This window comes from Delftia tsuruhatensis NBRC 16741, from assembly GCF_001571325.1.
GTDB lineage: Bacteria > Pseudomonadota > Gammaproteobacteria > Burkholderiales > Burkholderiaceae_C > Comamonas > Comamonas tsuruhatensis.
On record NZ_BCTO01000052.1, the window covers coordinates 38,248 to 61,025 of the forward strand.

The 22,778-nt window shown below is 60.5% G+C and carries 19 protein-coding genes; 11 read left to right on the forward strand and 8 right to left on the reverse strand.

Annotation, left to right across the window (positions count from 1 at the left end; genetic code table 11):
- Positions 1–30 precede the first annotated feature (30 nt).
- The 4 genes from fliD to DTS01S_RS23805 form a co-directional block, all read right to left on the reverse strand.
- Positions 31–1,452: a flagellar filament capping protein FliD gene (gene fliD / locus DTS01S_RS23790; protein ID WP_016454334.1), complete on the reverse strand. Its 1,422-nt coding sequence runs from the start codon at positions 1,450–1,452 to the stop codon at positions 31–33.
- Between the two features lie 181 nt (positions 1,453–1,633).
- Positions 1,634–2,506, reverse strand: a complete 873-nt coding sequence (locus tag DTS01S_RS23795) for a flagellin domain-containing protein (RefSeq protein WP_061289112.1) — start codon at positions 2,504–2,506, stop codon at positions 1,634–1,636.
- Positions 2,507–2,794: 288 nt separating this feature from the next.
- The gene (locus DTS01S_RS23800) at positions 2,795–3,646 is read right to left on the reverse strand and encodes a flagellin domain-containing protein (protein ID WP_017404688.1); all 852 of its coding nucleotides are present in this window, start codon (positions 3,644–3,646) and stop codon (positions 2,795–2,797) included.
- Between the two features lie 248 nt (positions 3,647–3,894).
- Positions 3,895–6,699 (reverse strand): O-linked N-acetylglucosamine transferase family protein, encoded by a 2,805-nt coding sequence (locus DTS01S_RS23805; RefSeq protein ID WP_017404689.1) that lies wholly within the window; start codon positions 6,697–6,699, stop codon positions 3,895–3,897.
- Between the two features lie 337 nt (positions 6,700–7,036).
- Here DTS01S_RS23805 and DTS01S_RS23810 point away from each other — a divergent pair, with 337 nt between their 5' ends.
- The 9 genes from DTS01S_RS23810 to DTS01S_RS23850 all read left to right on the forward strand — a co-directional run bounded on the left by DTS01S_RS23810 (position 7,037) and on the right by DTS01S_RS23850 (position 15,675).
- Positions 7,037–7,261: an acyl carrier protein gene (locus tag DTS01S_RS23810; protein WP_017404690.1), complete on the forward strand. Its 225-nt coding sequence runs from the start codon at positions 7,037–7,039 to the stop codon at positions 7,259–7,261.
- A 4-nt stretch (positions 7,262–7,265) separates the two neighbouring features.
- Positions 7,266–8,303, forward strand: a complete 1,038-nt coding sequence (locus DTS01S_RS29960) for a ketoacyl-ACP synthase III (RefSeq protein WP_050042322.1) — start codon at positions 7,266–7,268, stop codon at positions 8,301–8,303.
- Between the two features lie 5 nt (positions 8,304–8,308).
- The gene (locus tag DTS01S_RS29965) at positions 8,309–9,073 is read left to right on the forward strand and encodes an SDR family NAD(P)-dependent oxidoreductase (RefSeq protein WP_074932051.1); all 765 of its coding nucleotides are present in this window, start codon (positions 8,309–8,311) and stop codon (positions 9,071–9,073) included.
- Between the two features lie 106 nt (positions 9,074–9,179).
- Positions 9,180–10,340, forward strand: coding sequence for an FkbM family methyltransferase (locus tag DTS01S_RS23820; RefSeq protein ID WP_217649280.1), 1,161 nt, complete (start codon positions 9,180–9,182; stop codon positions 10,338–10,340).
- Positions 10,341–10,434: 94 nt separating this feature from the next.
- Positions 10,435–11,574, forward strand: a complete 1,140-nt coding sequence (locus tag DTS01S_RS29970) for an aromatic ring-hydroxylating oxygenase subunit alpha (RefSeq protein ID WP_074932049.1) — start codon at positions 10,435–10,437, stop codon at positions 11,572–11,574.
- A gap of 14 nt (positions 11,575–11,588) precedes the next feature.
- Complete coding sequence (gene rfbF, locus DTS01S_RS23835) at positions 11,589–12,362, forward strand: glucose-1-phosphate cytidylyltransferase (RefSeq protein ID WP_017404696.1); 774 nt, start codon at positions 11,589–11,591, stop codon at positions 12,360–12,362.
- Positions 12,363–12,368: 6 nt separating this feature from the next.
- Complete coding sequence (rfbG, locus tag DTS01S_RS23840) at positions 12,369–13,427, forward strand: CDP-glucose 4,6-dehydratase (RefSeq protein ID WP_026062198.1); 1,059 nt, start codon at positions 12,369–12,371, stop codon at positions 13,425–13,427.
- A gap of 1 nt (position 13,428) precedes the next feature.
- A complete protein-coding gene (gene rfbH / locus DTS01S_RS23845) occupies positions 13,429–14,784 on the forward strand; it encodes a lipopolysaccharide biosynthesis protein RfbH (RefSeq protein ID WP_017404698.1) in 1,356 nt (451 codons plus the stop codon).
- 3 nt (positions 14,785–14,787) lie between these two features.
- Positions 14,788–15,675 carry an NAD-dependent epimerase/dehydratase family protein gene (locus tag DTS01S_RS23850; protein WP_017404699.1) on the forward strand — a complete coding sequence of 296 codons (888 nt, stop codon included), beginning with the start codon at positions 14,788–14,790 and terminating at the stop codon, positions 15,673–15,675.
- Between the two features lie 13 nt (positions 15,676–15,688).
- On the opposite strand, the gene DTS01S_RS23855 is transcribed toward DTS01S_RS23850, so the two are convergent.
- From DTS01S_RS23855 to DTS01S_RS23865, 4 genes are all read right to left on the reverse strand, one after another.
- Positions 15,689–16,795, reverse strand: coding sequence for a glycosyltransferase family 2 protein (locus DTS01S_RS23855; RefSeq protein ID WP_074932046.1), 1,107 nt, complete (start codon positions 16,793–16,795; stop codon positions 15,689–15,691).
- Complete coding sequence (locus tag DTS01S_RS29975) at positions 16,796–17,497, reverse strand: PglD-related sugar-binding protein (RefSeq protein ID WP_074932043.1); 702 nt, start codon at positions 17,495–17,497, stop codon at positions 16,796–16,798. It abuts the gene before it with no gap.
- 94 nt (positions 17,498–17,591) lie between these two features.
- A complete protein-coding gene (locus DTS01S_RS23860) occupies positions 17,592–18,755 on the reverse strand; it encodes a DegT/DnrJ/EryC1/StrS family aminotransferase (protein WP_061289115.1) in 1,164 nt (387 codons plus the stop codon).
- Positions 18,752–20,413 (reverse strand): O-linked N-acetylglucosamine transferase, SPINDLY family protein, encoded by a 1,662-nt coding sequence (locus DTS01S_RS23865; RefSeq protein ID WP_017404703.1) that lies wholly within the window; start codon positions 20,411–20,413, stop codon positions 18,752–18,754. Before DTS01S_RS23865 ends, DTS01S_RS23860 begins: the two co-directional genes overlap by 4 nt.
- A gap of 364 nt (positions 20,414–20,777) precedes the next feature.
- Between DTS01S_RS23865 and motA the strand changes: the two genes are divergently transcribed.
- Entirely contained in the window at positions 20,778–21,638 is an 861-nt protein-coding gene (gene motA, locus DTS01S_RS23870; RefSeq protein WP_016449292.1) for a flagellar motor stator protein MotA, read from the forward strand.
- 24 nt (positions 21,639–21,662) lie between these two features.
- The gene (gene motB, locus DTS01S_RS23875) at positions 21,663–22,706 is read left to right on the forward strand and encodes a flagellar motor protein MotB (RefSeq protein WP_017404704.1); all 1,044 of its coding nucleotides are present in this window, start codon (positions 21,663–21,665) and stop codon (positions 22,704–22,706) included.
- Positions 22,707–22,778: the final 72 nt, after the last annotated feature.

Consider the following 22,778-nt stretch of genomic DNA (forward strand, 5'->3'; position numbering starts at 1 on the left):
AACAGGACCGCCGCTCCGCATGGCTCCTGTCTATTTATTCCACTGGGAAACCTGCTGGTTCATGTAGGCACTGAGCGCCGAATAGCCGCTCATCTTCTTGTCCAGCGAAGCGTACTGCTCACGCAGGCGCTTTTCCAGCGAATCGGCCTGGTCATTGATCCGGTCCTGGGACTTGCCGTTGCTCTTCTTGAGTTCCTGCAGGCTCTTGCTCTTGGTGTCGAAGGTGCCATCGAATTCCAGCGCCTTGCGCGTGAAATCCTTCATGCGCGCGGCCAGGCCCTGCGTATCAGGCTGCCCGTCCGTTCCCACGGCGGCAAACATCTTGCTCATGGACTCGGGGTCCTTCAGCGCTGCGTCCAGCTTGGTCTTGTCGCTGGCTGTCGTACCGTAGGCGAGCTTGCCGCCCTTCTGGATCTGAATGCCCATGTCCGACAGGCGCTTGAGCGTGTCCGCTGCGCCAGCAACCGTACCCGAGACCACGCTGCGCAGGCTGTTGGTCATGCCCACCGTGGTGGAGTCGCCCTGCAGCACGCCGGCGGCCTTGCTTTCGGCGTCGTACTTGGTCGAGCTGGCCAACGCGTCATTGAGCGCGTTGTAGGCATCCATGAAGGCCTGGATCTTCTTCTTCATGCCCTCAGTGTCCGAGGACACCGTCACCGTCACCGGGGTGGCGGCCGCCGTCACCTGGTTCACGGTGATGTTCAGGCCAGGCACGGTCTGCTTGAACTCGTTGGTGGTCGACTGCACCGTGATGCCATTGACATTGATCTCGGCATTCTGGGCGTACTGCGCCACGGAGCTCGTGGTTGCCTTGCCGTTGAAGGCCAGGGCCGACAGGCTGGCATCGCCACTGGCACCGACCGTGAAGCCGGCATCGGCACCCGTGGCACGCGAGCGCAGCACCAGGCGTTCACCCTGGGCATCCTTGAGCACCGACGCCACCACGCCCGTGCCCTTGCTATTGATGGCCTGGACCACGTCTTCCAGCTTGGCACCGGCCGCGATATCGATCTCCACGGGAGTGCCGGGATTGCTGAACTGGTCGCCAGTCTTGTCCCAGCTGCCCATGGTGATGGTGAGCTTGCCAGCCCCGAACTGGGTGGACGCCGGCATGACAGCGGTCGCAACAGACTGGCTGCGCGCCAGATCCGTCACCGAGATCACCGAAGATCCGGGCAGAGCATTGGCGTCCGTCACCGTGGCAGTCACGGCCGTATTGGTCGTGGTGGCATTGGTCAGGCGCCATGTATCGGCATCGGCCAGCGAAGTGGCCGCGTCCTGAAGCGTGGACATCAGGGACTTGATCTGCCCGAACGTGGATATCTTGGAATCCAGAACAGACGCTTTTTGCTGAAGCGGAACCAGTGACTGCCTTTGCAGGGCCACCAGTTTGGCGATCATCGTCTCGTCCAGGCCGCTGCCGCTGATGCCAGCTGAGCTCAAGGTGGCCATGACCATCCCTTTCTAAGTGCAGAACACCTCCGCGCCACAGCGCAGAACGCGTCCTTGCGAACACGCACACCAAATGCCCGAAGGCATTCCCCGGTATCTTATCGACCGGTTTCTCCCGAACCTGAGGCTTTTTTTGGCTACGCCCTGCGCAGCCAGGCTCAAAAGCCCCGCAGGCTCCCTCTTACTGGATCAGCTTGAGCACCGACTGGGGCAGCTGGTTGGCCTGGGCCACCATCGCTGTACCAGCCTGCTGCAGGATCTGCGTGCGGCTCAGGTTCGCGGTTTCAGCGGCAAAGTCGGCATCCATGATGCGCGAGCGTGCGGATGCGGTGTTCTCTGCTGCCACCTGCAGGTTGGAGATCACGGCCTCGAAGCGGTTCTGTGCGGCACCGAAGGTGGCGCGTGTGTTGTTGACCAGATCCAGGGCGGTGTCGATGGCAGCCATGGACAGGCGGGCATCAGGCGCCGAGCTGCCCGCGCCGAGCAGCGAGCCCAGGGCTCCACCCAGGGACGGCGGCGTGCCGCCGGTAATGGCCAGGCCGCCGGGCGTAGAGCCCGTCAGGTTCACGGCCATGATCGTGATCTGGTTGTCGGCCCCGGTATTGGCACCCACCTGGAACACGGTGGCATTGTTGTTGTCCAGCAGCTGGCGGCCGTTGAAGCTGGTGCTGCCGACGATACGGGCGATTTCCTGCGCCAGCTGCTGGAACTCCTTGTCCAGCGAACCACGGTCCGTCGTGCCGTTGGTGTCGTTGGCGGCCTGCACGGCCAGTTCACGCATCCGCTGCAGGTTGTCGCTGAGCTTGCCCAGTGCGCCTTCGGCCGTCTGCGCCATGGAAATGCCGTCATTGGCATTGCGCATGGCCACATTCATGCCTCGCACCTGGGCGTTCATGCGCTCGGCAATGGCCAAGCCTGCCGCGTCGTCCTTTGCACTGTTGACACGCAGGCCCGAAGACAGGCGCTGCATGGTGGTGCTCAGCGACGACTGGGACGTGTTGAGATTGCGCTGGGCGTTAAGCGAAACAAGATTGGTGTTGATGATGGATGCCATGGGGCAGCTCCTCGTTAGGCATGAACAATGGCCAACCGTTCGACGACCCCAAGCCGCCAGAACGCCAGAAAGCACGCCAGGACTTCCAGCTCTGCCTATCTGATGCCAACGATTGTGCGGAAAAGCCCTTGCGCCAAAGCGCCGATAAAGCCCATGATCGGACGCCAATTCACCTTTCGAACACCCTCTTCACCCACTCTTTCGCCCATAAAAAAACCCCAGGCAGATGCCTGGGGCCTGGAGAATTCCGGCCGCCTCTTGCTTGGAAAGGCCGCCGGACTCGCACTATCAGCGCAGCAGGGCCAGAACGCCCTGGGGCAGTTGGTTGGCCTGGGCCACCATCGCCGTGCCAGCTTGCTGCAGGATCTGCGAGCGGCTCAGGTTGGCGGTTTCCGAAGCGAAGTCGGCATCCATGATGCGGCTGCGGGCAGAAGCGGTGTTCTCAGCTGCCACTTGCAGGTTCGAGACCACGGCCTCGAAGCGGTTCTGGGTGGCACCCAGCACGGCGCGCTCGGAGTTGACCGTATCCAGAGCCGTGTCCAGGTTGCTGATCACGGTAGCCAGGGCAGTAGCGTCCAGAGCCGTGGTGGCGTTGGAGCCGATCGAGGCGCTGGTGATGCCGGTGATGTCGGTGTTCGTACCCAGATTGCTCGTGGTGACGGTGATCGAGTCGTTGGCCGAAGTGTTGGCGCCCACTTGGAAGTTGATGGCGCCAGCATCGGTGCTCAGGATCTTCTTGCCGTTGAAATCAGCGCCCTTGATCACGCGGTCGATTTCCTTGCCCAGCTCGACGAATTCCTTGTTCAGCGAAACCTGGTCCTTGGCGCCGTTGGTGCCGTTACGGGCCTGCACAGCCAGTTCACGCATACGCTGCAGAGCGTCGGTCACCTTGGACAGGGCGCCTTCAGCGGTCTGGGCCATCGACACGCCGTCGTTGGCGTTGCGCACTGCCACGTTCATGCCGCGGACCTGGGCGTTCATGCGTTCTGCGATGGCCAGGCCGGCTGCGTCATCCTTGGCGCTGTTGACGCGCAGGCCGGAGGACAGGCGCTGCATGGTGGTGGACAGCGAGCTTTGCGAAGTAGCCAGGTTGCGCTGGGCGTTCAGCGATTGCACGTTGGTGTTGATAGACATGGCCATGGTGACAACTCCTAGTAAAGTCAGTTACGTCGCCGCCACGGTGCCCTCGCTTATCGCAAGGCGGGCGGCGGCGGCCCAATCCGACCATCGGCCGCTTTCACATCGAATTACGCGGCTTTTGGTGGGCTCAGGACTTTTTGTCCCTCTGCTGAGTTGGTTTTCGGAGCTGCCCCGGCGAACTTTAGGGGGACTTCACAAGATTTTTTGCACTGCGCGGCATGGCCATCCGCGCGGTGCATGGTTCGCTGTTACAAAACGGGGGCCACAGGAGCGGCCAGACCCAGATCCTCATAGGAGACACGCAGATCCACAGGCTCCTGTCCCTGGCACCAGCGGGCCCAGGCCTGGCGCATCCCCATCGCCACCGAGCGCGCCACGATGTCCGCCTGTTGCGGTTCCTGGTCCTGCAGGCGTGCACGCAGCCCCTGGCGTATCTGCTGCAGCTGCGGCAAATGTGCCTGCCAGAACGCAGCCTGGTCCAGCAGTTGCGCCAGGTCCCGTGCTGCAAAGCCCTGGTCCAGGCCGACACGAGCCATCACTTCGGCCGACTGCCGCCCCGCCAGCAGCTCCCCCATCAGTGTCAGCGTGGGCACGCCCATCCACAGGGCGTGGTTGGTGACCACTCCGCCGGTGAAGGGCAGAGTATCCAGGCAGATATCTATGTCATGGTGCGCCTGCAGATAGTGCTCGAATCCCATCTGCTCCACAAAATCGACGCGCTGCGCGGCCACGCCCTCCTCGGCCAGCCAGTCGCGCAGGTGCTGCGGAGGACCGGAACGGGGGCAGGCCGCGATCTTCAGCCTCGCCGTGGGCAGTGCACGCAGCACCTCACCCCAGACAGAAACCACCTGGCGGTTGATCTTGGACAGGCGGTTGAAGGAGCCGAACGTCAGATGGCCGTTGCGCAGCGCCGGCAGTGGCGCCACGGCCTCCTGGTGGATGCCGCCGTCGAAGACGTAGGCCAAAGGAACACGCATCAGCCGTTCGGTCAGCTGGGTCTTGAGCAGCTCGTCCTCCAGGATCAGGTCGCTGAGCACGATGTAGTCCATGCTTTCCAGGCCTGTGCTGCCCGGGTTGCCTATCCAGGTCATCTGCAGCGGCGCGGGCTTTGCGGCAAACAGATCCAGCCGGTGACCACGCGTATGGCCACTGAGATCGATCAGGATATCGATGCCGTCGGCCCGAACCAGGTTGGACAGCGACTGCACATTCATGTCCTTGATGCCGCGCCACAGCTGGAACAGGCCCTGGAATTCCTTGGTGACCTCATCGTGAATTTCGTTGTTGCAATAGGCAACGCACACCAGGTCGCCATGCCGGGACAGCTCGCGCATCACCGGCAGGAAGAACTTGGCCGCCGCATGCGCGCGAAGATCACCGGACACGAAGCCCACACGCAATGTCTTGCCGCGGTCACGGGCGTTCTCATGCCCCATGCCCCGCTGCCCCTCGGAATGCCGCCGCATGAGCGCACCATATTCGCGGTTGGCCCGCCCCACCGAGGCTGCACTGGCCTCAGGCGAATGGATCATGGCGAACAGGCGCGCGCTATAGGCGGGCTCGTAGTCCGGGTGCAGCCTGACCAGTTCATCCAGCTGGCGCATGTGGCGCAGGGCATCGCCGCAGCGGTCCCAGTAGGCGGCGCGCTGGAACATCAGCTCCCGGTCACCGGGAAGGCGTTCCAGCGCTTCGGTCAAGGCCCGGTCGAGCCGGAGCAGGTCACGCGTTTCCAGCAATACCTGGCAGCGCAGCATGTGCGCGCGGGCATTGTCAGGCTGGATGCGCAGCGCCTCTTCGAGCAGTTCCAGCGCCTGCTCCCATTTCTTCTGGGCAAACAGCGTGAAGGCCGTCTCGCAGTGGAGCACGGCATTGTCGGGGCGCAATTGGAGCGCCTTGCGCAAGCAGGTTTCAGCCTCTCCCAGCCGTCCTCCGGAGCACAGCAGCAACGCCAGATGCAGCAGCAGCTCCAGACTCTCAGGCTCGATCTGCAGCGCCATGCGATAGGCAGTTTCCGCCTGCAGCTCCCAGCCAGCCTCGCCCAGCACATGGGCGCTGGCCAGGCACAAACGCAGGTCCTCGGGCCGCTGCTGCATGAGCAGCACCAGGAACTGCGCACATTCCTGCAGCCGTCCGGTTTTCTGCAGCGCGGCCGTCAGCCGCGACAGTGTGTCCACATCCTCCGGGTCGAGCAGCAGCGCATTCACATAGCAGGGCAGGCTGTCCTCGATACAGCCCTGGGCGCACAGCGCATCGCCCAGATGCGAGAAGGCCTGGGTCCAATGCGGCCGCAGCGCCAACGCCGCACGCATCGCACGCTCGGCCTCGGCTGCGTGGCCTGCCTGCAGGCAGATGCCGCCCAGGTTGAACTGCACCTCGGCATCGCGCGGCAGCAGAACGGCTGCCTGGCGCGCTGCCTGCAGGGCCGCCTCGATGCGGCCGTTCGCATGATCGGCTGCCGCCTTGAACTTCCAGACCAAGCCGCTCTTGGGATACTGGCGCACCAGCGAACCCGCCAGCTGGCTGACCTCGGCATGCTCGCGCTGGGCAAACAGCTGCCCCAGCAGCCGCAGCTGCGCCTCGGGCACCCGACCACGGCCATCGCCAGCAACCGGCGCCGCCTCGGGCTGCGCCGGCCCCAGTGGCCAGCGCGCGGCCTGCACCTCCAGGAACGCAGCTGCCTGCGCGCCCTGCACCAGGGCCACATCCTTTTCCAGCTGTTCCAGCGCAATCTCCTGCATGCCGTTGGCCCGTGCCACGTCGATCAGCGAGATGGCCATGTCCAGCAGCCCCTCGCGGATCAGCATGTGGATGTACAGGCGCCAGTAGCCAAAATCCGCAGGCCGCACGCCGATGGCTGCCTCCAGATAGGGCAGTGCCTCGGCACTGCGCAGCTGGTGCAGACCCAGCAGCTGGGCCATGCCGTGCAGCGCCTCGGCATGGGCAGGCTCCTGCTCCAGCACCTTTTCATAGGCCTGGCGAGCCTGCTCGAACTGCCACTGTTCATGCAACTGGCGGGCCTGCTGCAAATGCTCGTTCGTATTCATCTTGGTCATCAAGGTTGCGGGCAAGCGCCCCAACACAGGCCCGGCGCCCAGGCCGACACCCGCACAAATACCGCCATCGTGCAGGCAAGCCGGCAGGCACGGCCCCCGGATAAGCGGGAACAAACCGCGTTTCTTTGACTTTTACCAGGCGGCCCGGCCACCGCCCAGGGAGCCGTGTGCCATCATCTCCGGGATTCGCTAGGACAGCGTCACCCCGCACAGCATCGGAACAGGACTCGCTTTCGCCTACAGTTTCACCCTTCCAGCGCAGAGGCTCTCTGCGAAAATTCATCGAAGCGTCTGCCCTCATAGACGAGCGCGTAGCCCTTTTTCAGGAACCCATCTCATGCCCTCCATTGACCAATTCATCGAAAGCTTTCTGACCGCCGTAGACTTCCAGGAAACCGTCGAAGTGACCCCCGAAACCGAGCTCCGGAGCCTGCCCGAGTGGGACTCCCTGGCTGCGCTGGGCGTGATCGTCATGTTCGATGTCGAATTCGGCAAGACCATCACCGGGGACGACCTCAAGAACTGCTCGACGATCACCGACCTCTACAAGCTGCTGGGATAACACCATGGCGCTGTCCACTCTGCACAACGTCCGCTTTGCGGGCATGTCCAGTTGCGTTCCCAAGCGGGTGATCTCCAATCTGGAGGATTGCCCACCATCGCAACGCTCCGAGCGTGAAAGGCTGGTGCGCAACATCGGTATAAAGACGCGGCGCATCTGCCCGGAATGGCAGTGCTTTTCGGACCTAGCCTTTGCTGCCACAGAAAAGTTGCTGGCCGAACTGCAGTGGCAGCGCAACGAAATCGATGCTCTGATCGTCGTTACACAGTCTCCCGACTATCTGATTCCATCCACCGCAATCATTCTTCAGGACAGGCTGGGATTGCCACACGGAACGATTGCTTTTGATGTAAATCTGGGCTGTTCGGGTTATCCGTTCGGGCTACACCTCCTGGGTAGCATGATTGCAGCAGGTGGAGTGAAGAAGGGATTGCTGCTGGTGGGCGATAAATCGGCCAACATCAATGATCCACTCTTCTCAGATGCAGGAACCGCGACAGCGCTAGAGTTCTCGGCCGATGCATCTCCCATGCACTTTGACCTCAATAGTGACGGCAGCGGCTACAAGGCCATCATGAAGCCTATTGGGGGGCATAGGGAACCGTACGCTATACATCATGGCATTCCAACCCGCGATGAACATGGAATTCTCCATTGGCCCAATGATTTATCTCTGGATGGACCAGCAGTTCTGAGCTTCTCGACACAAAGAGTGCCACCTGCCATACAGCAAATCCTCGAATATGCCAAGCTTGAAAAGAATAATATTGATTATTACATTTTTCACCAAGCTAATAGAATGATAAATGAGACCATCAGAAAAAAACTGGGACTTACTATCGAGCAAACTCCAAGCACTTTGCATGATTTTGGCAACACTAGCAGTGCGACTTTACCGATAACAATTACGGCGCGACTTCGCGATACACTTGCGCAAGACCGGCACAAAATACTTCTCTCCGGATTTGGAATTGGCCTTTCATGGGGAGCCTGCATTATGGATATCGATGGCGCTTGTCTTCCTGAGTTGATCGAAGAATAATCCTCATGAACCACGAGACTTCCACTCCCTTTCACCTGCATGGCCGCCGCATCATCGTGACGGGCGCAACTTCTGGCTTGGGCCTTGCTACGGCCTTAGCTTGCGCACGCATGGGTGCCCAGGTGCTGGGGATAGGACGAGATCCAGAGCGTCTGGCCAGCAGCCTGCAGCAGTTGAAATCCATATCGGATAAGACCCATGAAATGCTGCATACGGACCTCACCCTGGAAAGGGATCGGGAAAGATTGGTCGCACATATTGGAGGCCCGGTGCATGGAGTAGTGCACAGCGCCGGAATCTCTCGCCTGAGTCCCGTACGCATGATATCGGAGCAGCACCTCAGAGAAGTCCAAGCCATCAATGTCGATGCCCCAATGCTCCTGACGCAGGCTCTACTCAAACGAAACCTCATAAGCGCAGATGGTTCATTGGTTTTTCTCTCATCAATTGCGGCTCATATAGGGGTTCCAGGAGTAGCGGCATACTCAGGTACAAAGGCTGCACTAATAGCAATGGTGCGCTGCTTGGCCATGGAGGTTGTCAAGCGACGAATACGGGCAAATTGCTTGTCTCCAGCATTAGTTGAGACACCACTGCTGGAGGCGACAGCAACCTTAGTAGGATCCATGGAAAAAGAGCGAGGCAACTACCCTCTCGGATTTGGCAAACCAGAGGATGTCGCCAACGCCGCAGTTTTTCTATTATCGGATGCCAGCCGCTGGATAACTGGCACTACCTTGGTCATGGATGGCGGACTGACCGTCAGTTGACGTGGCTTGCTTTTTAGTAGGGGGCTGCGCGAGATTCCTGAGATCTAGGCCTGCGGCGATGCGGCAACGCCTCCGAAGAATATGACAGAACCTCTTGATTGCTGACATGAGCCTTTACGCCCATCTGATCGAATCTTTTGCCCGCTCCGGGGAGCCGGAGTCTCCCGCTCTGTTGAGCGACCGACCCTTGGTGGTGTTCGGTCCCCAGTCGTTGCTGGGGAACATGCATCTGAGGTACTTGCTGGACCAGGGAGCATCCATCATCCTCGGCGTGGACGACTACACCAGCAAGGAATCCGTGGAAGGAATCCCCATCGTCAAATCCGCCCAGCTTGTCGAACGGGCAGGAAGCTTTCCGGCCAATACCCTGATGGTGGACTTCAGCCTCAGCCTCTTTGCCAACGGCTTTTGCCGGCATCTGGCCCGCCACGCCAGGCTTGAGCTGAGGGATGTATTCCAGGTACTGGCCTGCTTCAACTCCGTGGCGGTCTACGAAAAAATCAGGGACTACCGGAGCAACACCCTGGCACGCGCCGACGACTGGCTGAAGCTGGCACAACGCCTGGGGGACGATCACAGCCGGGAAACGCTTTATGGCGTGCTGCTGCAGCGCCTCGAATACGATCGGCGCTGGATGAACGACATTCGCATCAGTCCCAGGGATGAGTATTTCGGACTGGCGGGTGATAGCAACACCTTCACCCTGGGCAACAGGGAGCACTTCGTGGACTGCGGCGCACACCGTGGCACGATACTGCACAAGCTGTTCGGCGTCACAGGCTGGAACTATGCCAGCCTGCATGCCTTTGAACCGGATGCCGAGAATTTCCAGGCCCTGCAGCAACTGGCACCCTGGAAGCTTGAGCAATTCCACGCCCACAACTATGCCGTCTCGGACCAGACCCAGACCCTGCGCTTTCACCAGACAGGCACCATGGGTAGCCATATTTCAGATCAGGGCGATGTCAGCATACGTTGCGTGACCGTGGACGACTGGGTGGAGCGCGCCACCTTCATGAAATTCGATGTGGAAGGCTTCGAAGCGCGCGCGCTGCGGGGCTCAAAGAGACTGCTGACCGAAAACCGGCCGCGCCTCGCCGTGGCGTCCTACCATTACGCCACCGACTTGCTGGATATTGCCCAGACCATCGATGAGCTGGCCCCGGGTTATACCTTCTTCCTGCGCCATCATGCCGGCTATTTCTACGACACCATGCTGTACGCGACACCGCGCGGCGATTGGTTGCCAGGCACCGATGCAGCCTAGCAAGAGAGAGGAGGAGGGTGCAAACCTTGCCTCAAAGTGCCTCTTGCTGGCTCCTGACGCCTCAAGTACTGGCTGCATTTTTCTTGAAGATTCCATGTCCACTCAATCCATCCCACTGGCGGCCTACCGTGACCCGAGTCAACATGCTTTCGAGCAGGGCCAGCTGTTTCAAAAAAACTGGCTGTTTGCTGGCCTGCTTTTCGAATTCCAGGGGCTCTCCCACCGTGGCCTGAGCCTGGGCGGCACAAGTCTACTGCTGCAATGCGATGCCCAGGGCAAGCCACATGCTTTTCTGAATGTGTGCGCCCATCGCCATGCCCGGCTGTGCGAGCCCGGACTGCACAAGGGCGCCGTGCGCTGCCCTTACCATGGCTGGGTTTACGACAGGCAAGGTGTCCCTGTGGGAATACCTGCCAAACAGGCATTTCCCCAAGTGGTTGCCGAGCCCGAGAAATTCAAGCTGACCGAGTTTGCCTGCGAAGCCGTGGGCCAGTTCATTTTTGTACGGCTTTCCCCTCAAGGTCCCAGCCTGCGGGACTATCTGGGCAGCCAGTATGATTTTCTGGAACGCGCCAGTGAAGGTATGGACTCCGTGCTCGATGAATTCCAGGAGGACGTTGAGGCGAACTGGAAAGTCGTGATCGAAAACTCCCTTGAGGGCTATCACGTGCCGGCCGTACACAACCGCACGTTCGCCCAGGTCGATGGAATGAGCCGGCAAGAAGAAGCGCCCCTCTTCTTTCTGAATGACCGCCTGCACAGCCATCTCGAGCACGCTGCCAATGCTGAGTGGGTGGCACGCTTTTCACGCATGGAGCCCAGGATTGGTCAGTGGCCTTGGCGCTTCGAACACTATACCCATCATCTGATTTTTCCAAATCTCACAGTCACCTCTTTCATGGGATACAGCTTCCACGTACAACGTTTCGATCCCCTTGCCGTGGATCGCACGCGTGTGCATTCACGAACCGTGGGCGTGCATTTGAAGAATGGCACCGAAATGGGCTCGAAGATGATGGAACGCATCCATGCCGATGGCCACGCCTTTACGCGTAAAGTATTTGCAGAGGACGGTGATATCTGTCGCAAGGTGCAGGCGGGAATCAGCCAAGCCACACGCCCCGCCATTCTGGGAGAAGGCATTGAAGATCGCGTCAAGCATTTTCACAATGCCTACGTCAGCCAGACCGAATCTGGATGCCTCCCAGAGTCCACTCCGATTTGCGGCCATTGAGGCATCGCCCTACCATGAAGGCAGTGATTTTAGCGGGGGGCCTGGGCACACGCCTGAGCGAAGAAACGACGACACGGCCGAAGCCCATGGTGGAAGTGGGTGGAAAGCCGATTCTCTGGCATATCATGAAAATATATTCCCACCACGGAATCAATGATTTCATCATATGCTGCGGATACAAGGGGTATCAGATCAAGGAGTATTTCGCCAACTACTTCCTGCACATGTCTGATGTCACCTTTGACATGCGAAACAACGAAATGCAGGTGCACCAGCAACGGGTGGAGCCCTGGCGCGTGACCCTTGTGGACACGGGCGACCACACCATGACCGGGGGCCGTCTGCTGCGTGTCGCTGCCCATTTGAAAGACGAAGAGGCGTTTTGCATGACCTATGGCGATGGCGTCGGGGACATCGACATCGCCGCGTCCATCGCTTTCCACCGCCGGCACGGCAAGGTGGCGACCATGACGGCCACCTATCCTCCCGGGCGGTTTGGTGCCGTCGCCATTCAGGCTTCCCGGGTCACACAATTCAAGGAAAAGCCCAAGGGAGACGGCGGCTTGATCAACGGCGGCTTTTTCGTACTGTCGCCCCGCGTGCTGGACCTGCTGGACAATGATCAAACGGTGTGGGAACAGGCACCCTTGACGCAATTGGCAGAGCAAGGGGATCTGATGGCATTCGAGCACGAAGGCTTCTGGCAACCCATGGACACCCTGCGTGACAAGCAAAAGCTGGAAGAATTGTGGGAACACGGGCAGGCTCCGTGGAAGATCTGGGAATAGCGCTCCATGACCCCCTCTTCAAGTTTCTGGCATGGCAAACGTGTGTTTCTGACAGGGCACACGGGCTTCAAGGGCAGCTGGCTCGGCCTCTGGCTGCACCACCTCGGCGCGATGGTCCACGGCTATGCCCTGGCGCCAGACACACAGCCCAACCTGTTCACACGAGCGGGCATCGCCCGCAGGCTGACGGATACCCGGGGCGACATCCGGGACTATGGAACACTGAGCTCGGCCCTGGAAAATTTCCAACCCGACATCGTCATCCACATGGCAGCGCAGGCCTTGGTTCGGCCGTCCTACGACGACCCGGTGCAAACCTATTCCACCAACGTCATGGGGACCGTGCACCTGCTGGAGGCCGCCCGCAAGATCGACTGCGTCCGTGCCGTGGTCAACGTGACCTCCGACAAGTGCTACGAGAACCAGGAATGGGACTGGGGCTACCGGGAAATCGACCCCCTGGGAGGCCGCGACCCCTACAGCAACAGCAAGGGCTGTGCCGAGCTGGTTACCCATGCCTTCCGCCAATCGTTCTATGAACAGCGCGGCATAGGCCTGGCCACGGCCAGGGCAGGCAATGTCATCGGCGGTGGTGACTGGTCTGCCGACAGGCTATTGCCCGATATTTTGCGTTCGCTGGAAAAAGGCCTGCCCCCCCTCATCCGCTCCCCGGGAGCCATACGCCCATGGCAACATGTGCTGGAGCCTTTGTCGGGGTATCTCTGCCTTGCGCAAAAGCTGTACGAAGAAGGCGCCGCCTTCTCGCAGGCATGGAATTTCGGCCCACTGGACGAAGGGGCCAGGAACGTGCGCTGGATCACGGAAAAGCTAATGGCACTCTGGGGCGAAGACATCGACTGGAACTGCGATGCGGTGACAGGCCCCCATGAAGCCAATGTGCTGAAACTCGATATTTCCAAATCCGTCCAACACCTGCAATGGCGGCCGCGCTGGCAACTCGACCAGGCGCTGGCCAAGACGGTTGAATGGCATCGCGCCTGGGTCAGCGGCGCCAACGCCTGCGAACTGGTGATGTCCCAGATCGAATCCTATACCTCGGAATGATATGAACTCATCGACCTCCTCGCCGCAGGCGTCCTGCCGGACGCCCGAGGAAATCCGGCAAGACATTCTGGAACTGGTCCAGGAATACTCCAGCCTGGTTCATGCGCCCCAGCCCTTTCTTGCGGGACTGTCTCCCGTGCCCGTTTCGGGCAAGGTCATTGGTGCCCCGGAACTGCAGAACATGGTGTCGGCCAGCCTGGATGGCTGGCTGACAACGGGACGATTCAATGCGGAATTTGAAAGCCGCATGGCCAGCTACCTGGGCGTCAAGCACTTTCTGACCGTCAATTCCGGATCCTCGGCCAACTTGGTTGCCTTCTCCTCCCTGACGTCCCCTAAGCTGGGCTCCAGGGCCATACAGCCCGGCGATGAAGTCATTACCGTCGCCGCTGGATTCCCCACCACGGTCAACCCCATTCTTCAGTCCGGCGCAGTACCTGTCTTCGTCGATGTGGACATCCCCACCTACAACATCGATGCCGCCGCCATAGAAGCGGCAATTTCCCCCAAGACCAAGGCCATCATGATTGCCCATACGCTGGGCAACACCTTCGACCTCGAAGCCGTGGTGGCGATATGCAAAAAGCATGGCCTCTGGCTTGTCGAAGACTGCTGCGATGCGCTTGGCAGCACCTACGACGGCAAGCTGGTGGGGACGTTTGGCGACATCGCCACCCTGAGCTTTTATCCGGCACACCACATCACCATGGGCGAAGGCGGTGCCGTCTTCACCAATAATCCCAAGCTCAAGCGGGCCGCAGAGTCCTTCAGGGACTGGGGCCGGGATTGTTATTGCCCTCCCGGCCATGACAACACCTGCAACAAGCGTTTTTGCCGCCAAATGGGCGAGCTTCCCGGGGGATACGACCACAAGTACATTTATAGCCATCTGGGCTACAATCTGAAGATCACAGACATGCAGGCAGCATGCGGCCTGGCACAGATGGACAGGTTGCCGGGTTTCATCGCTGCCCGAAAGCACAACTTCCAGCAGCTCACGAAGCGCCTGAAGCATCTAGAGGAATTTCTCATTCTTCCCGAGCCAACGCCCCGCTCGGACCCCTCCTGGTTCGGCTTTCCCATCACCTTGAAAGAAAATACGGGATTCAGCCGTCTCGATCTGCTGAACCATCTTGAGCGGCACCGCATCGGCACACGGCTGCTGTTTGCCGGCAACCTGCTCAAGCAGCCGTACATGGAGGGCCGCACCTATCGCGTCAGCGGTGACCTGGCAAATACCGATCGCATCATGCACCAGACTTTCTGGATCGGTGTCTATCCAGGACTTGGCACAAACCATCTGGAGTACATTGCCAGCCGCTTCGATGCATTTTTCAGCACAACGAAGCCAGCCTAGCCCATGCGGATCCTCATCACAGGTGCCAGCGGCTTTCTGGGCCAGCATGTGTGCTCGGCGCTTTTGCAGAAAGGCCATACGCTCACCGTGGCCCTGCGCACCGAAATACTTCCTGAACCCTTGCGGCAACTGCAGGCACGGTATCCGCTGTCGCTGCATATGGTGCTCTATGGGCAGTGCCTGGACCTGGAAGGACAGGATGGCATCATCCATATGGCCACCCAGTATGGCCGGTCGGCCTGCTCACGCACTTCGGACATCATCGCGTCCAATGTGCTCTTGCCAGCACGACTGCTGGAGGACGCCATTGCCCAGGGCCTGCAGTTTTTCATCAATACCGATACCTACTACGCCAAGGCTGGCCCGGGACACCTGCTGCAGAACTACATCCGCAGCAAGGCCCATTTCCGGGAATGGGCCGACGTCATGGCAGGGACTCGCATACGGCTCATCCACATGCGCCTGGAGCATCTCTACGGCCCCGGTGATGCCATGGAGAAGTTCTGCACTGCCCTGACACGCAACTGCCTGAACCATCTTCCCCGGATTGCCTTGACCAGCGGCCAGCAGATGCGGGACTTTCTCTTTGTCGAGGATGCCGCGCAGGCGTATGCCTGCCTGCTAAAGGGCCTACCAGAGCTTGCCAGGGGTTGCCACAGCGTGGAGGTGGGTACAGGCCAGGCGATTGCCCTCAGGGATTTCTGTCGGGAGCTCCATGCCGCGACGGACTCCACCAGCGTTCTGGGTTTTGGCGATATTGCGCTTGTCCAGGGAGAAATAGGCTTCTCGGTCGCGCGGCCGGGGCTGCTGCAGACACTGGGTTGGCACAGCACCACCCGCCTGCAGGATGGCATTGCGGCGCTGATTGCCGACGTGCGCAGCCGCATGTAGCAGACCTCACCACTCACACCACCTGCAGGGTATTGCGAGGATAGGTGCGCCGGTCCAGATTTTCCTTGATCAAGATCACACCCAGTTGGTCATTAATGCTTCGCTCAGACTGCGCATCATCCTGCACATGGCTGCGAATCCTGGACAACAGGGCATGCATCTCCTCATTACCGTAGGCAGCATATGCTTCCTGAAAAATATCCCACTCTTCTTCCAGGATGGGCTGACGAGTCCTGACCCTGTCCCATTGGTTGCTGAGCATGCAAACAGCCAACGAGTGAATCTTGAGATGAACAAGTTTCTTATTGGAAAAAATCAGGTCTCTGATACTCAAAATTTCATGCCAAGATCCCATTCCATATTTCTGGAGATGCTGAAAACACTGTAGCATGATGATCGTCACGGACTTTAGCCCCCCTGCAGAATAAGGCAAAATATTGTCCATTCTGTATTTCGTCACCGGCTTCTTCTTTAGATACTTGCAAGGAATATCATGAAAGGCCTGGAGCACGCAAAATGAAAAAGAATGAGGCGAATGCAAGTAATCAATCTCATTGACCGCTCTGAATTTTTCCTTCCGAAACACACAGGAGCCCAGATAAACAAAGTAGTACCCCCAGCCTAGCGCATGGACGGCCTGTAGCAAGGATGAAAAATAAATCTCATCCTCGGGATAATTGCCGTGTGTAATAACACATCGACGACTCAAATCTGGTGTCCATGAGTCGCGAGCCACCAAGAAAATTTCGGGGGATTCCTGTCTGATGTGGCCCAATATGAACGACAACGCGCCTTGCTCCAGAGCATCGTCATCGCCCAGCGTCCAGAGATAGTCCCCCCGGCCAAAGTGCTTTGCAGCCAGAATGCTTTCCTCCATGGGAACGCTGTGCGGACGGCGTACATAGGAGATAAACGGATAGGCAGCACACATATCTTCCATGAGAAGACAGGTGACATCGTCCAAGCCATTGTCCACAACAACCACTTCAAATTCCGCCTGCAGCTCTGGCTCCAACCGTGCCTGCTCAATAATGGAATCCAGCATTCCCCTCAGGTACCGAGCTCTATGATAAGTTGGTATGACAATAGAAAGTAAAGGATCTTGTAAAACGGACATCATTCAGCCCCAACAAAAGCGTTTGGCAGGATTTCCCATAACGGTAATGCCTGCCGGTATTTTCCCGAACACCACACTGCCTGCAGCCACCACGACTCCATCGCCTATGACGGCCTTGGCCGTGATGATGCTGCCAGGGTGAATTTGCACACCTTCACCGATCCTGGCATTGCCAGCTACCATGCAATGCGCACCTATCGACGTCCAGTCTCCCACGCTTACATCATGGGCAATTGCAGTGAAATTACTGACCGTCACGAAATGCCCCAACCGAGCATTTGGCGACAGGGTGGCATGGGGCGCCAGAATGCACCCAGGTGCTATGGATGAATGGGCAGACGGCGCAGCCAACTCATGAACAAGGCGGATGAACTGTCCGCCTTGGCGCAATATATTTTCGGTGTATTTTCTTCGCTGTACCGGATCGCCCAGCGCGCAGACAAAAAGATCGTCTGACTGCACCTCGTAAGTGAGCGGATCGCCGGCAATACCATGGTTCATTGCGTATCTGGCGCGCGTTTGCTCGGATGCAGGTGCTGGATAGGGCAATGATTCATAGCTCGCAGAAAATTCATTGAGAATTTCTTTTCGGCTATCGAGAAAACCGGCAATCATCCACTCACACTGATAGCCATAACTTTCTATGGCCAATGTCAAGACTTCCCTGCCAAATCCACCGGCTCCGATGATGAACAATCTTTTCATTATTTATATACTTTGATACAGAGCCGACTCCAAGCTCGGCTCCAAACTCGCTCCCATGGCAGCTGCGGGGCAGAACCAGGAGCTCCATATGCTGTCAGGCCCTGCTTGCCTTGACGGCCGCAGATACAGCCAGCTTCAAACGCCCGCGCTGCATCGCCTCCATCCCCAGAAAAAATGGCAAGCCGACCAGCGTGCTGGCCAAACGGTCCGCATGGGGTGTCTCCAATGCCTGGCAATGGGGCAGCAAGGCCTGCATATGCTGCAGCAGCGGCTGGTACCAGCGCCGCGTTGTGATATGCATCTGCTGGCAGGTCTGTTCAAGTGCCCTGCGCGTGCCATCGTCAGGAAGTTGGGCGCACAGCAGCGAGGGAGCAGCCAATGCGCCTCCCGCACCCAGACGCTGCCAGACCAGGGAATGTCCACTGGCTTCATCGAGTTCCTCCATCAGGCACGCATGCAGCCTGCGCCTTTCCAGGGCATGCTCCTCCCACACCTGCAGCGAGGCCAGGCCGATGGCAGCATGGTATTCGCTCATCTTGGCATTGGTCCCCACTCTGGCCAGCGAGCCCAGGGGCATGCCGGCCTTTGGGTCCAGGTTGATGCCGAAATTCGAGAGCTGGCGTACTCGCGCGGCCAAGCCAGTCCGGGTGGAGACAACCAGGCCGCCCTCGCCCGCCGGCAGGCTCTTGGTGGTGTGCAGACTGAAGACCAGGGTGCCCTCGGCGCCCTGCAGCCACTGGCTGCCATAGGCCGCAGCTGCGTCTATGACCACGGGAAGTCCGGTGTCCTGCTCGAATTGCTGCCAGGCTTTCATGTCGTGGGGCATACCGAAGGTGGCCACCGGCAGCACGGCGTCCACAGGCGTCACAGCGCAGGCGGCCCGCGCAATGTCGGGAGTGAGCATCCAGTCATCGGGGTCCACGTCAGCCAGTACGGGCAGATGACCGGCACGCACCACGGCTGTGGCCGTAGCGACGAAGGTAAAGGCCGGCAGCAAGATGCGCGACCCCGGCGCCAGCTCCAGCGCCTGCAGCACCAGCTCCAAGCCCTGCGTGGCGTTGGAGACCGTGGTCAGATTGTCCACCGGCAGGGCAAACCGCTGCGCGAATTCCGACTCCAGCTCCCGGACCAGGGGGCCATAGTTCGAATAGTGCCGCGCCGCATGCATGCGTTCCAGCCAAGGCATCAGCTCCTGGGGCGAGGGCATATCGGGCACCAGCAGGGGCACCCACTCTGACGAGGCGCAAGAGTCGCTCATGCCTGCGCTTCCGCTTTTGCCAGCAAGGCCTCCAGGTCAGTATCGACCGTGAGGATGTGCTGATCGCCACGCAGCCAGTTGAGCCACATGAGGCGATAGGATGTCTCCAACTCCCGGGTCCGGGCAGGATAGTCCATGAGTATGCCGCCCGCCAGCTGCGCGCGCGCTGTTAGGCGCTGCTGCTGAAGGCGCTCAGGGTCGGCCATCAGATCGAGTGCAGCCTGCACATAGCCTTCAAAGTCACTGGCGATCACACCGCCAAAGCCCAGGCCCTGCAGCGTGCGCGCCGTCGCCGCATCCACGCCACGCTCCGCATCCAGCGCCACAATCGGCAGTCCCATCCACAGCGCATGCAAGGTCGTCGTCCCCCCGGAAATGGGCGAGGTATCCAACGCCACGTCAGCGATGTGCCCCAGCTCCATGAATCCGTCCAGCGGCTGCTGGTGCAGCACGGACACGCGATCCAGCGGCATGCCGGCGGCTTCAACGCGCGGCTGCATGTGGGCTTGCGCGGCATCCGGGTCCTGCTCCTTGACCATGATGATCAGCCGCGCGTCATGGCGTTCGTGCAGGATGCGTGCCCAGACCACCAGCATCTCGTCGGTGATCTTGGCGGAGTTATTCAGGGAGATCAGTGTGGGATAGCCGTTGCGCAGCATGGGCGGCTCTTCGCAAAGGGGAGAGTACTCCGGCGGTGCATAGCTGGCCATGCAGCCCAGGTAAAACAATTTTTCAGAGTAACAAGGCGCATGACTAGGCGGCGCCATGCCGGCATCCACCAGCCGGTAATCCATGGCCTTCATCCCCAGTGTATGCATATAGCCCAGCCAGGTCACCTGCACGGGCGCGGCGCGGCGGGCGAAGACTTCCAGGCGGTGGCCCAGGGTGAAGCCGGACAGGTCCACCAGCACATCGATGCCGTCGGCGCGGATCTGTTCGTAGAGCTGGTCGTCGGTCTGCTCGACCGCATCGTGCCAGTGCGGCACCAGGGCGCGCAGCTTTGCGGTCATCGCGTCGGGACGGCCGCTGGAGTAGACGTGGATCTCGACGTTGTCCGGGTTGTGGTGCTCCAGCACGGGCCGCATGAAGAAGGCCACCGAGTGCTGGCGGAAGTCGGCCGTGACATAGCCGACCTTGAGCTTCTTGCGCGGGTTGCGATCGCGCGGGGGAAAGGGCTTGGCGTTGCGGGTCAGCGGGTCGGCGAAGCGCCGGCCCCAGTCGCGCGCCACTTCCAGGGATTTGAGCGGGTCGCTGCTGGTGTGCGAGTGGATGTAGGCCCGCGTCATCCAGTGCGTGTTCTCGTTCTTGGCGTGGCGGCAGGCGTCGTCGATCAGGTCGCAGGCCTCCTGCCTGCGGCCCGTGCTGAACAGGGCCAGGGCCAGCAGGCGCTGGGCGTTGGGCATGCGCGGCTCGATCTCCAGCGCCATCTGCAAGGCGTCCATGGCCTGGGGCCAGATGCTCATGCGCACGTAGACAAAGCCGATGTGCAGCCAGACCTTGGAGTTGCGCGGCTCCCGGGCCACCAGCTGCGCCAGCTCCGACAGGGCTTCGAGGAACTGCGCGCGATCGACCATGGCGCGGATGCGGGTCAGCTCGCTGTCGATGCTGGGCGGCTGCGCAGGGGCTGCAAAAGCGTTGGCAAGGGGTGAAGATGGCATGGCGGTGGAGCAGAGGAAGTATCAGGCCGGCCCGCGGTCGGCACGCTTGTGCGCGCGGTGACACAAAGAATAAAACTGTGCCGACTATCCTCGCATGCGCGCCGCGCGATCCACCGTTAAGCGCCCGCCTTGCAAGATTCAAACAGGCACCGATTTGCCGGCCTTTTCAGGCTTTTGGCGCGCAGCGGCGCGTTTACACCTTCATCTCAGGGCTCTCAAGTATGGATGCCTGCGGCCGATAGCTTGACAAGCCATGGGTTCGTCGATGGCCGCCACCCCGCCACGGCCCAGTGTCAAAACAAGCGCGCATTTCCAAGCCAGTTCCGACTTTTCCATCGGGACACCTCTGACAGAATCCACTCCCATGCTTGTCATCATCGGATACATCGTCGCCTTCGGTTGCATCTTCGGCACCTATGTGCTGCACGGGGGCAACGTCCAGGTCATTCTCAAGGCACTGCCTTTTGAAATGATCACCATTGGCGGCGGCGCCATCGGCGCCTTCATCGTGTGCAACCAGCCCAAGGTGCTCAAGGCCACGGCCAAGGCCATCCCTGGCGTGATGAAGAGTTCGCGCTACACCAAGGCCCGCTTCATGGAGCTGATGGCCCTGCTGTACGAGATTCTGCAAAAGGCCCGCAAGGAGGGCCTGATGTCCATCGAAGGCGATGTGGAGGCACCCAACGAGTCGCCCATCTTCACCAAGTACCCCGAGCTGCTGGCGGACCACCATGTGGTGGAGTTCCTGACCGACTATCTGCGCATGATGGTGTCGGGCAATCTCAATTCCCACGAGATCGAGTCGCTGATGGACAGCGAGATCGAGGCCCACCACGCCGAGGCCCATGCCCCCGTCAACGCACTGACCCGCCTGGCCGGCGCCCTGCCCGCCTTCGGGATCATTGCCGCCGTGCTCGGTGTGGTGAACACCATGGGCTCGGTGGGCCAGCCTCCTTCGGTGCTGGGCGGCATGATCGCCTCGGCCCTGGTCGGTACCTTCCTGGGCATCTTGCTGGCCTATGCGCTGGTGGAGCCCATGGCCGGCCTGGTGGAGCAGCGTGCCCAGGACGCCGCCAAGGAACTGGAGTGCATCAAGACCACCTTGCTGGCCAGCATGCAGGGCTACAACCCCGCCACCGCCATCGAGTTCGGCCGCAAGGTGCTGTTCTCTACCGAACGCCCCGGTTTCCTGGAACTGGAAACCCACGTCAAGGGCAAGAAGTAATCCTGCACCCAGCAGCGTCAAGCCATGGCAGAGAAAAAGTTACAGCCGATCATCATCAAGCGCGTCAAGAAGACGGCGCATGCGCCCCACGGCGGCGCCTGGAAGATCGCCTACGCCGACTTCGTGACCGCGATGATGGCCTTCTTCCTGCTGATGTGGCTGCTGGGCTCCACGGCCAAGGGCGAGCTGCAGGGCATCGCGGCGTATTTTTCCTCGCCGCTGAAGGTGGCGATGGCCGGCGGCGATGGCGCAGGCAACAGCTCCAGCGTGATTCCCGGCGGCGGCAACGACCTGGCCAAGGTGCACGGCCAGGTACGGCGCTCCGAGGCGGCCGACAGCTCCAACCGGCGCACCAGCGTCGATTCGGGCCGCGCCGATCAGGCCCAGGTGGACTCCAACCGCATCAAGGCACTCAAGGCCAAGGTGGACGCGATGATCACCAGCAATGCGCGCCTGAACGAATTCCGTTCTCAGATCCGCACCGACGTGACGCCCGACGGCCTGCAGATCCAGATCGTGGACGAGCAAAACCGCCCCATGTTCGACAGCGGCAGCGCCCTGGTCAAACCGTATATGCGCGACATCCTGCGCGAGGTGGGCGCGGCGCTGGCAGGCGCGGAAAACCGCATCAGCCTGTCCGGCCACACCGACGCGGCCCCTTACGGCAATGCCGACCGCGGCTACAGCAACTGGGAGCTGTCGGCCGACCGCGCCAACGCCTCGCGCCGCGAGCTGGTGGCCGCCGGCATGCCCCTGAACCAGCTGGCACGCATCACGGGCCTGGCCAGCAGCGACCTGCTGCTGCCCGACGATCCGCGCGCGCCCCAGAACCGGCGCATCACCATCACCGTGCTCACGCAGGAGGCCGAAAAGCGCCTGCTGGGCCACCGTGGGCCCGTGACGCGCAACGCCTTGCCGCCGTCATTGGCCGGCGGCAACGGCGGCACCGCGAATGCAGCCACAGCCGAAGCCACGGCCGGCGAGACCGCCGCGCAGCCCGCTGCCGCCGCGCCCGCAGCCGCAGCCGCCCCTTCGGCGCCCGCGTCACCTGATCGTGTAACAAATTAAGGTTTGAGCCCGATGCTGCCGAAAAGCAGGAAAATTCCCACATTGCGCCAAGAAGGTTTCATATTGTTACCA

Coding starts and splice junctions, on each gene's coding strand:
- rfbH (WP_017404698.1), top strand. CDS start 13,429: ATGAACTCATCGACCTCCTCGCCGCAGGCGTCCTGCCGGACGCCCGAG.
- DTS01S_RS23865 (WP_017404703.1), bottom strand. CDS start 20,413: ATGCCATCTTCACCCCTTGCCAACGCTTTTGCAGCCCCTGCGCAGCCG.
- DTS01S_RS23805 (WP_017404689.1), bottom strand. CDS start 6,699: ATGACCAAGATGAATACGAACGAGCATTTGCAGCAGGCCCGCCAGTTG.
- DTS01S_RS23810 (WP_017404690.1), top strand. CDS start 7,037: ATGCCCTCCATTGACCAATTCATCGAAAGCTTTCTGACCGCCGTAGAC.
- DTS01S_RS23820 (WP_217649280.1), top strand. CDS start 9,180: ATGAGCCTTTACGCCCATCTGATCGAATCTTTTGCCCGCTCCGGGGAG.
- DTS01S_RS29965 (WP_074932051.1), top strand. CDS start 8,309: ATGAACCACGAGACTTCCACTCCCTTTCACCTGCATGGCCGCCGCATC.
- DTS01S_RS29960 (WP_050042322.1), top strand. CDS start 7,266: ATGGCGCTGTCCACTCTGCACAACGTCCGCTTTGCGGGCATGTCCAGT.
- DTS01S_RS29975 (WP_074932043.1), bottom strand. CDS start 17,497: ATGAAAAGATTGTTCATCATCGGAGCCGGTGGATTTGGCAGGGAAGTC.
- DTS01S_RS23795 (WP_061289112.1), bottom strand. CDS start 2,506: ATGGCATCCATCATCAACACCAATCTTGTTTCGCTTAACGCCCAGCGC.
- fliD (WP_016454334.1), bottom strand. CDS start 1,452: ATGGCCACCTTGAGCTCAGCTGGCATCAGCGGCAGCGGCCTGGACGAG.
- DTS01S_RS23860 (WP_061289115.1), bottom strand. CDS start 18,755: ATGAGCGACTCTTGCGCCTCGTCAGAGTGGGTGCCCCTGCTGGTGCCC.
- DTS01S_RS29970 (WP_074932049.1), top strand. CDS start 10,435: ATGTCCACTCAATCCATCCCACTGGCGGCCTACCGTGACCCGAGTCAA.
- rfbG (WP_026062198.1), top strand. CDS start 12,369: ATGACCCCCTCTTCAAGTTTCTGGCATGGCAAACGTGTGTTTCTGACA.
- rfbF (WP_017404696.1), top strand. CDS start 11,589: ATGAAGGCAGTGATTTTAGCGGGGGGCCTGGGCACACGCCTGAGCGAA.
- motA (WP_016449292.1), top strand. CDS start 20,778: ATGCTTGTCATCATCGGATACATCGTCGCCTTCGGTTGCATCTTCGGC.
- DTS01S_RS23855 (WP_074932046.1), bottom strand. CDS start 16,795: ATGATGTCCGTTTTACAAGATCCTTTACTTTCTATTGTCATACCAACT.
- DTS01S_RS23800 (WP_017404688.1), bottom strand. CDS start 3,646: ATGGCCATGTCTATCAACACCAACGTGCAATCGCTGAACGCCCAGCGC.
- motB (WP_017404704.1), top strand. CDS start 21,663: ATGGCAGAGAAAAAGTTACAGCCGATCATCATCAAGCGCGTCAAGAAG.
- DTS01S_RS23850 (WP_017404699.1), top strand. CDS start 14,788: ATGCGGATCCTCATCACAGGTGCCAGCGGCTTTCTGGGCCAGCATGTG.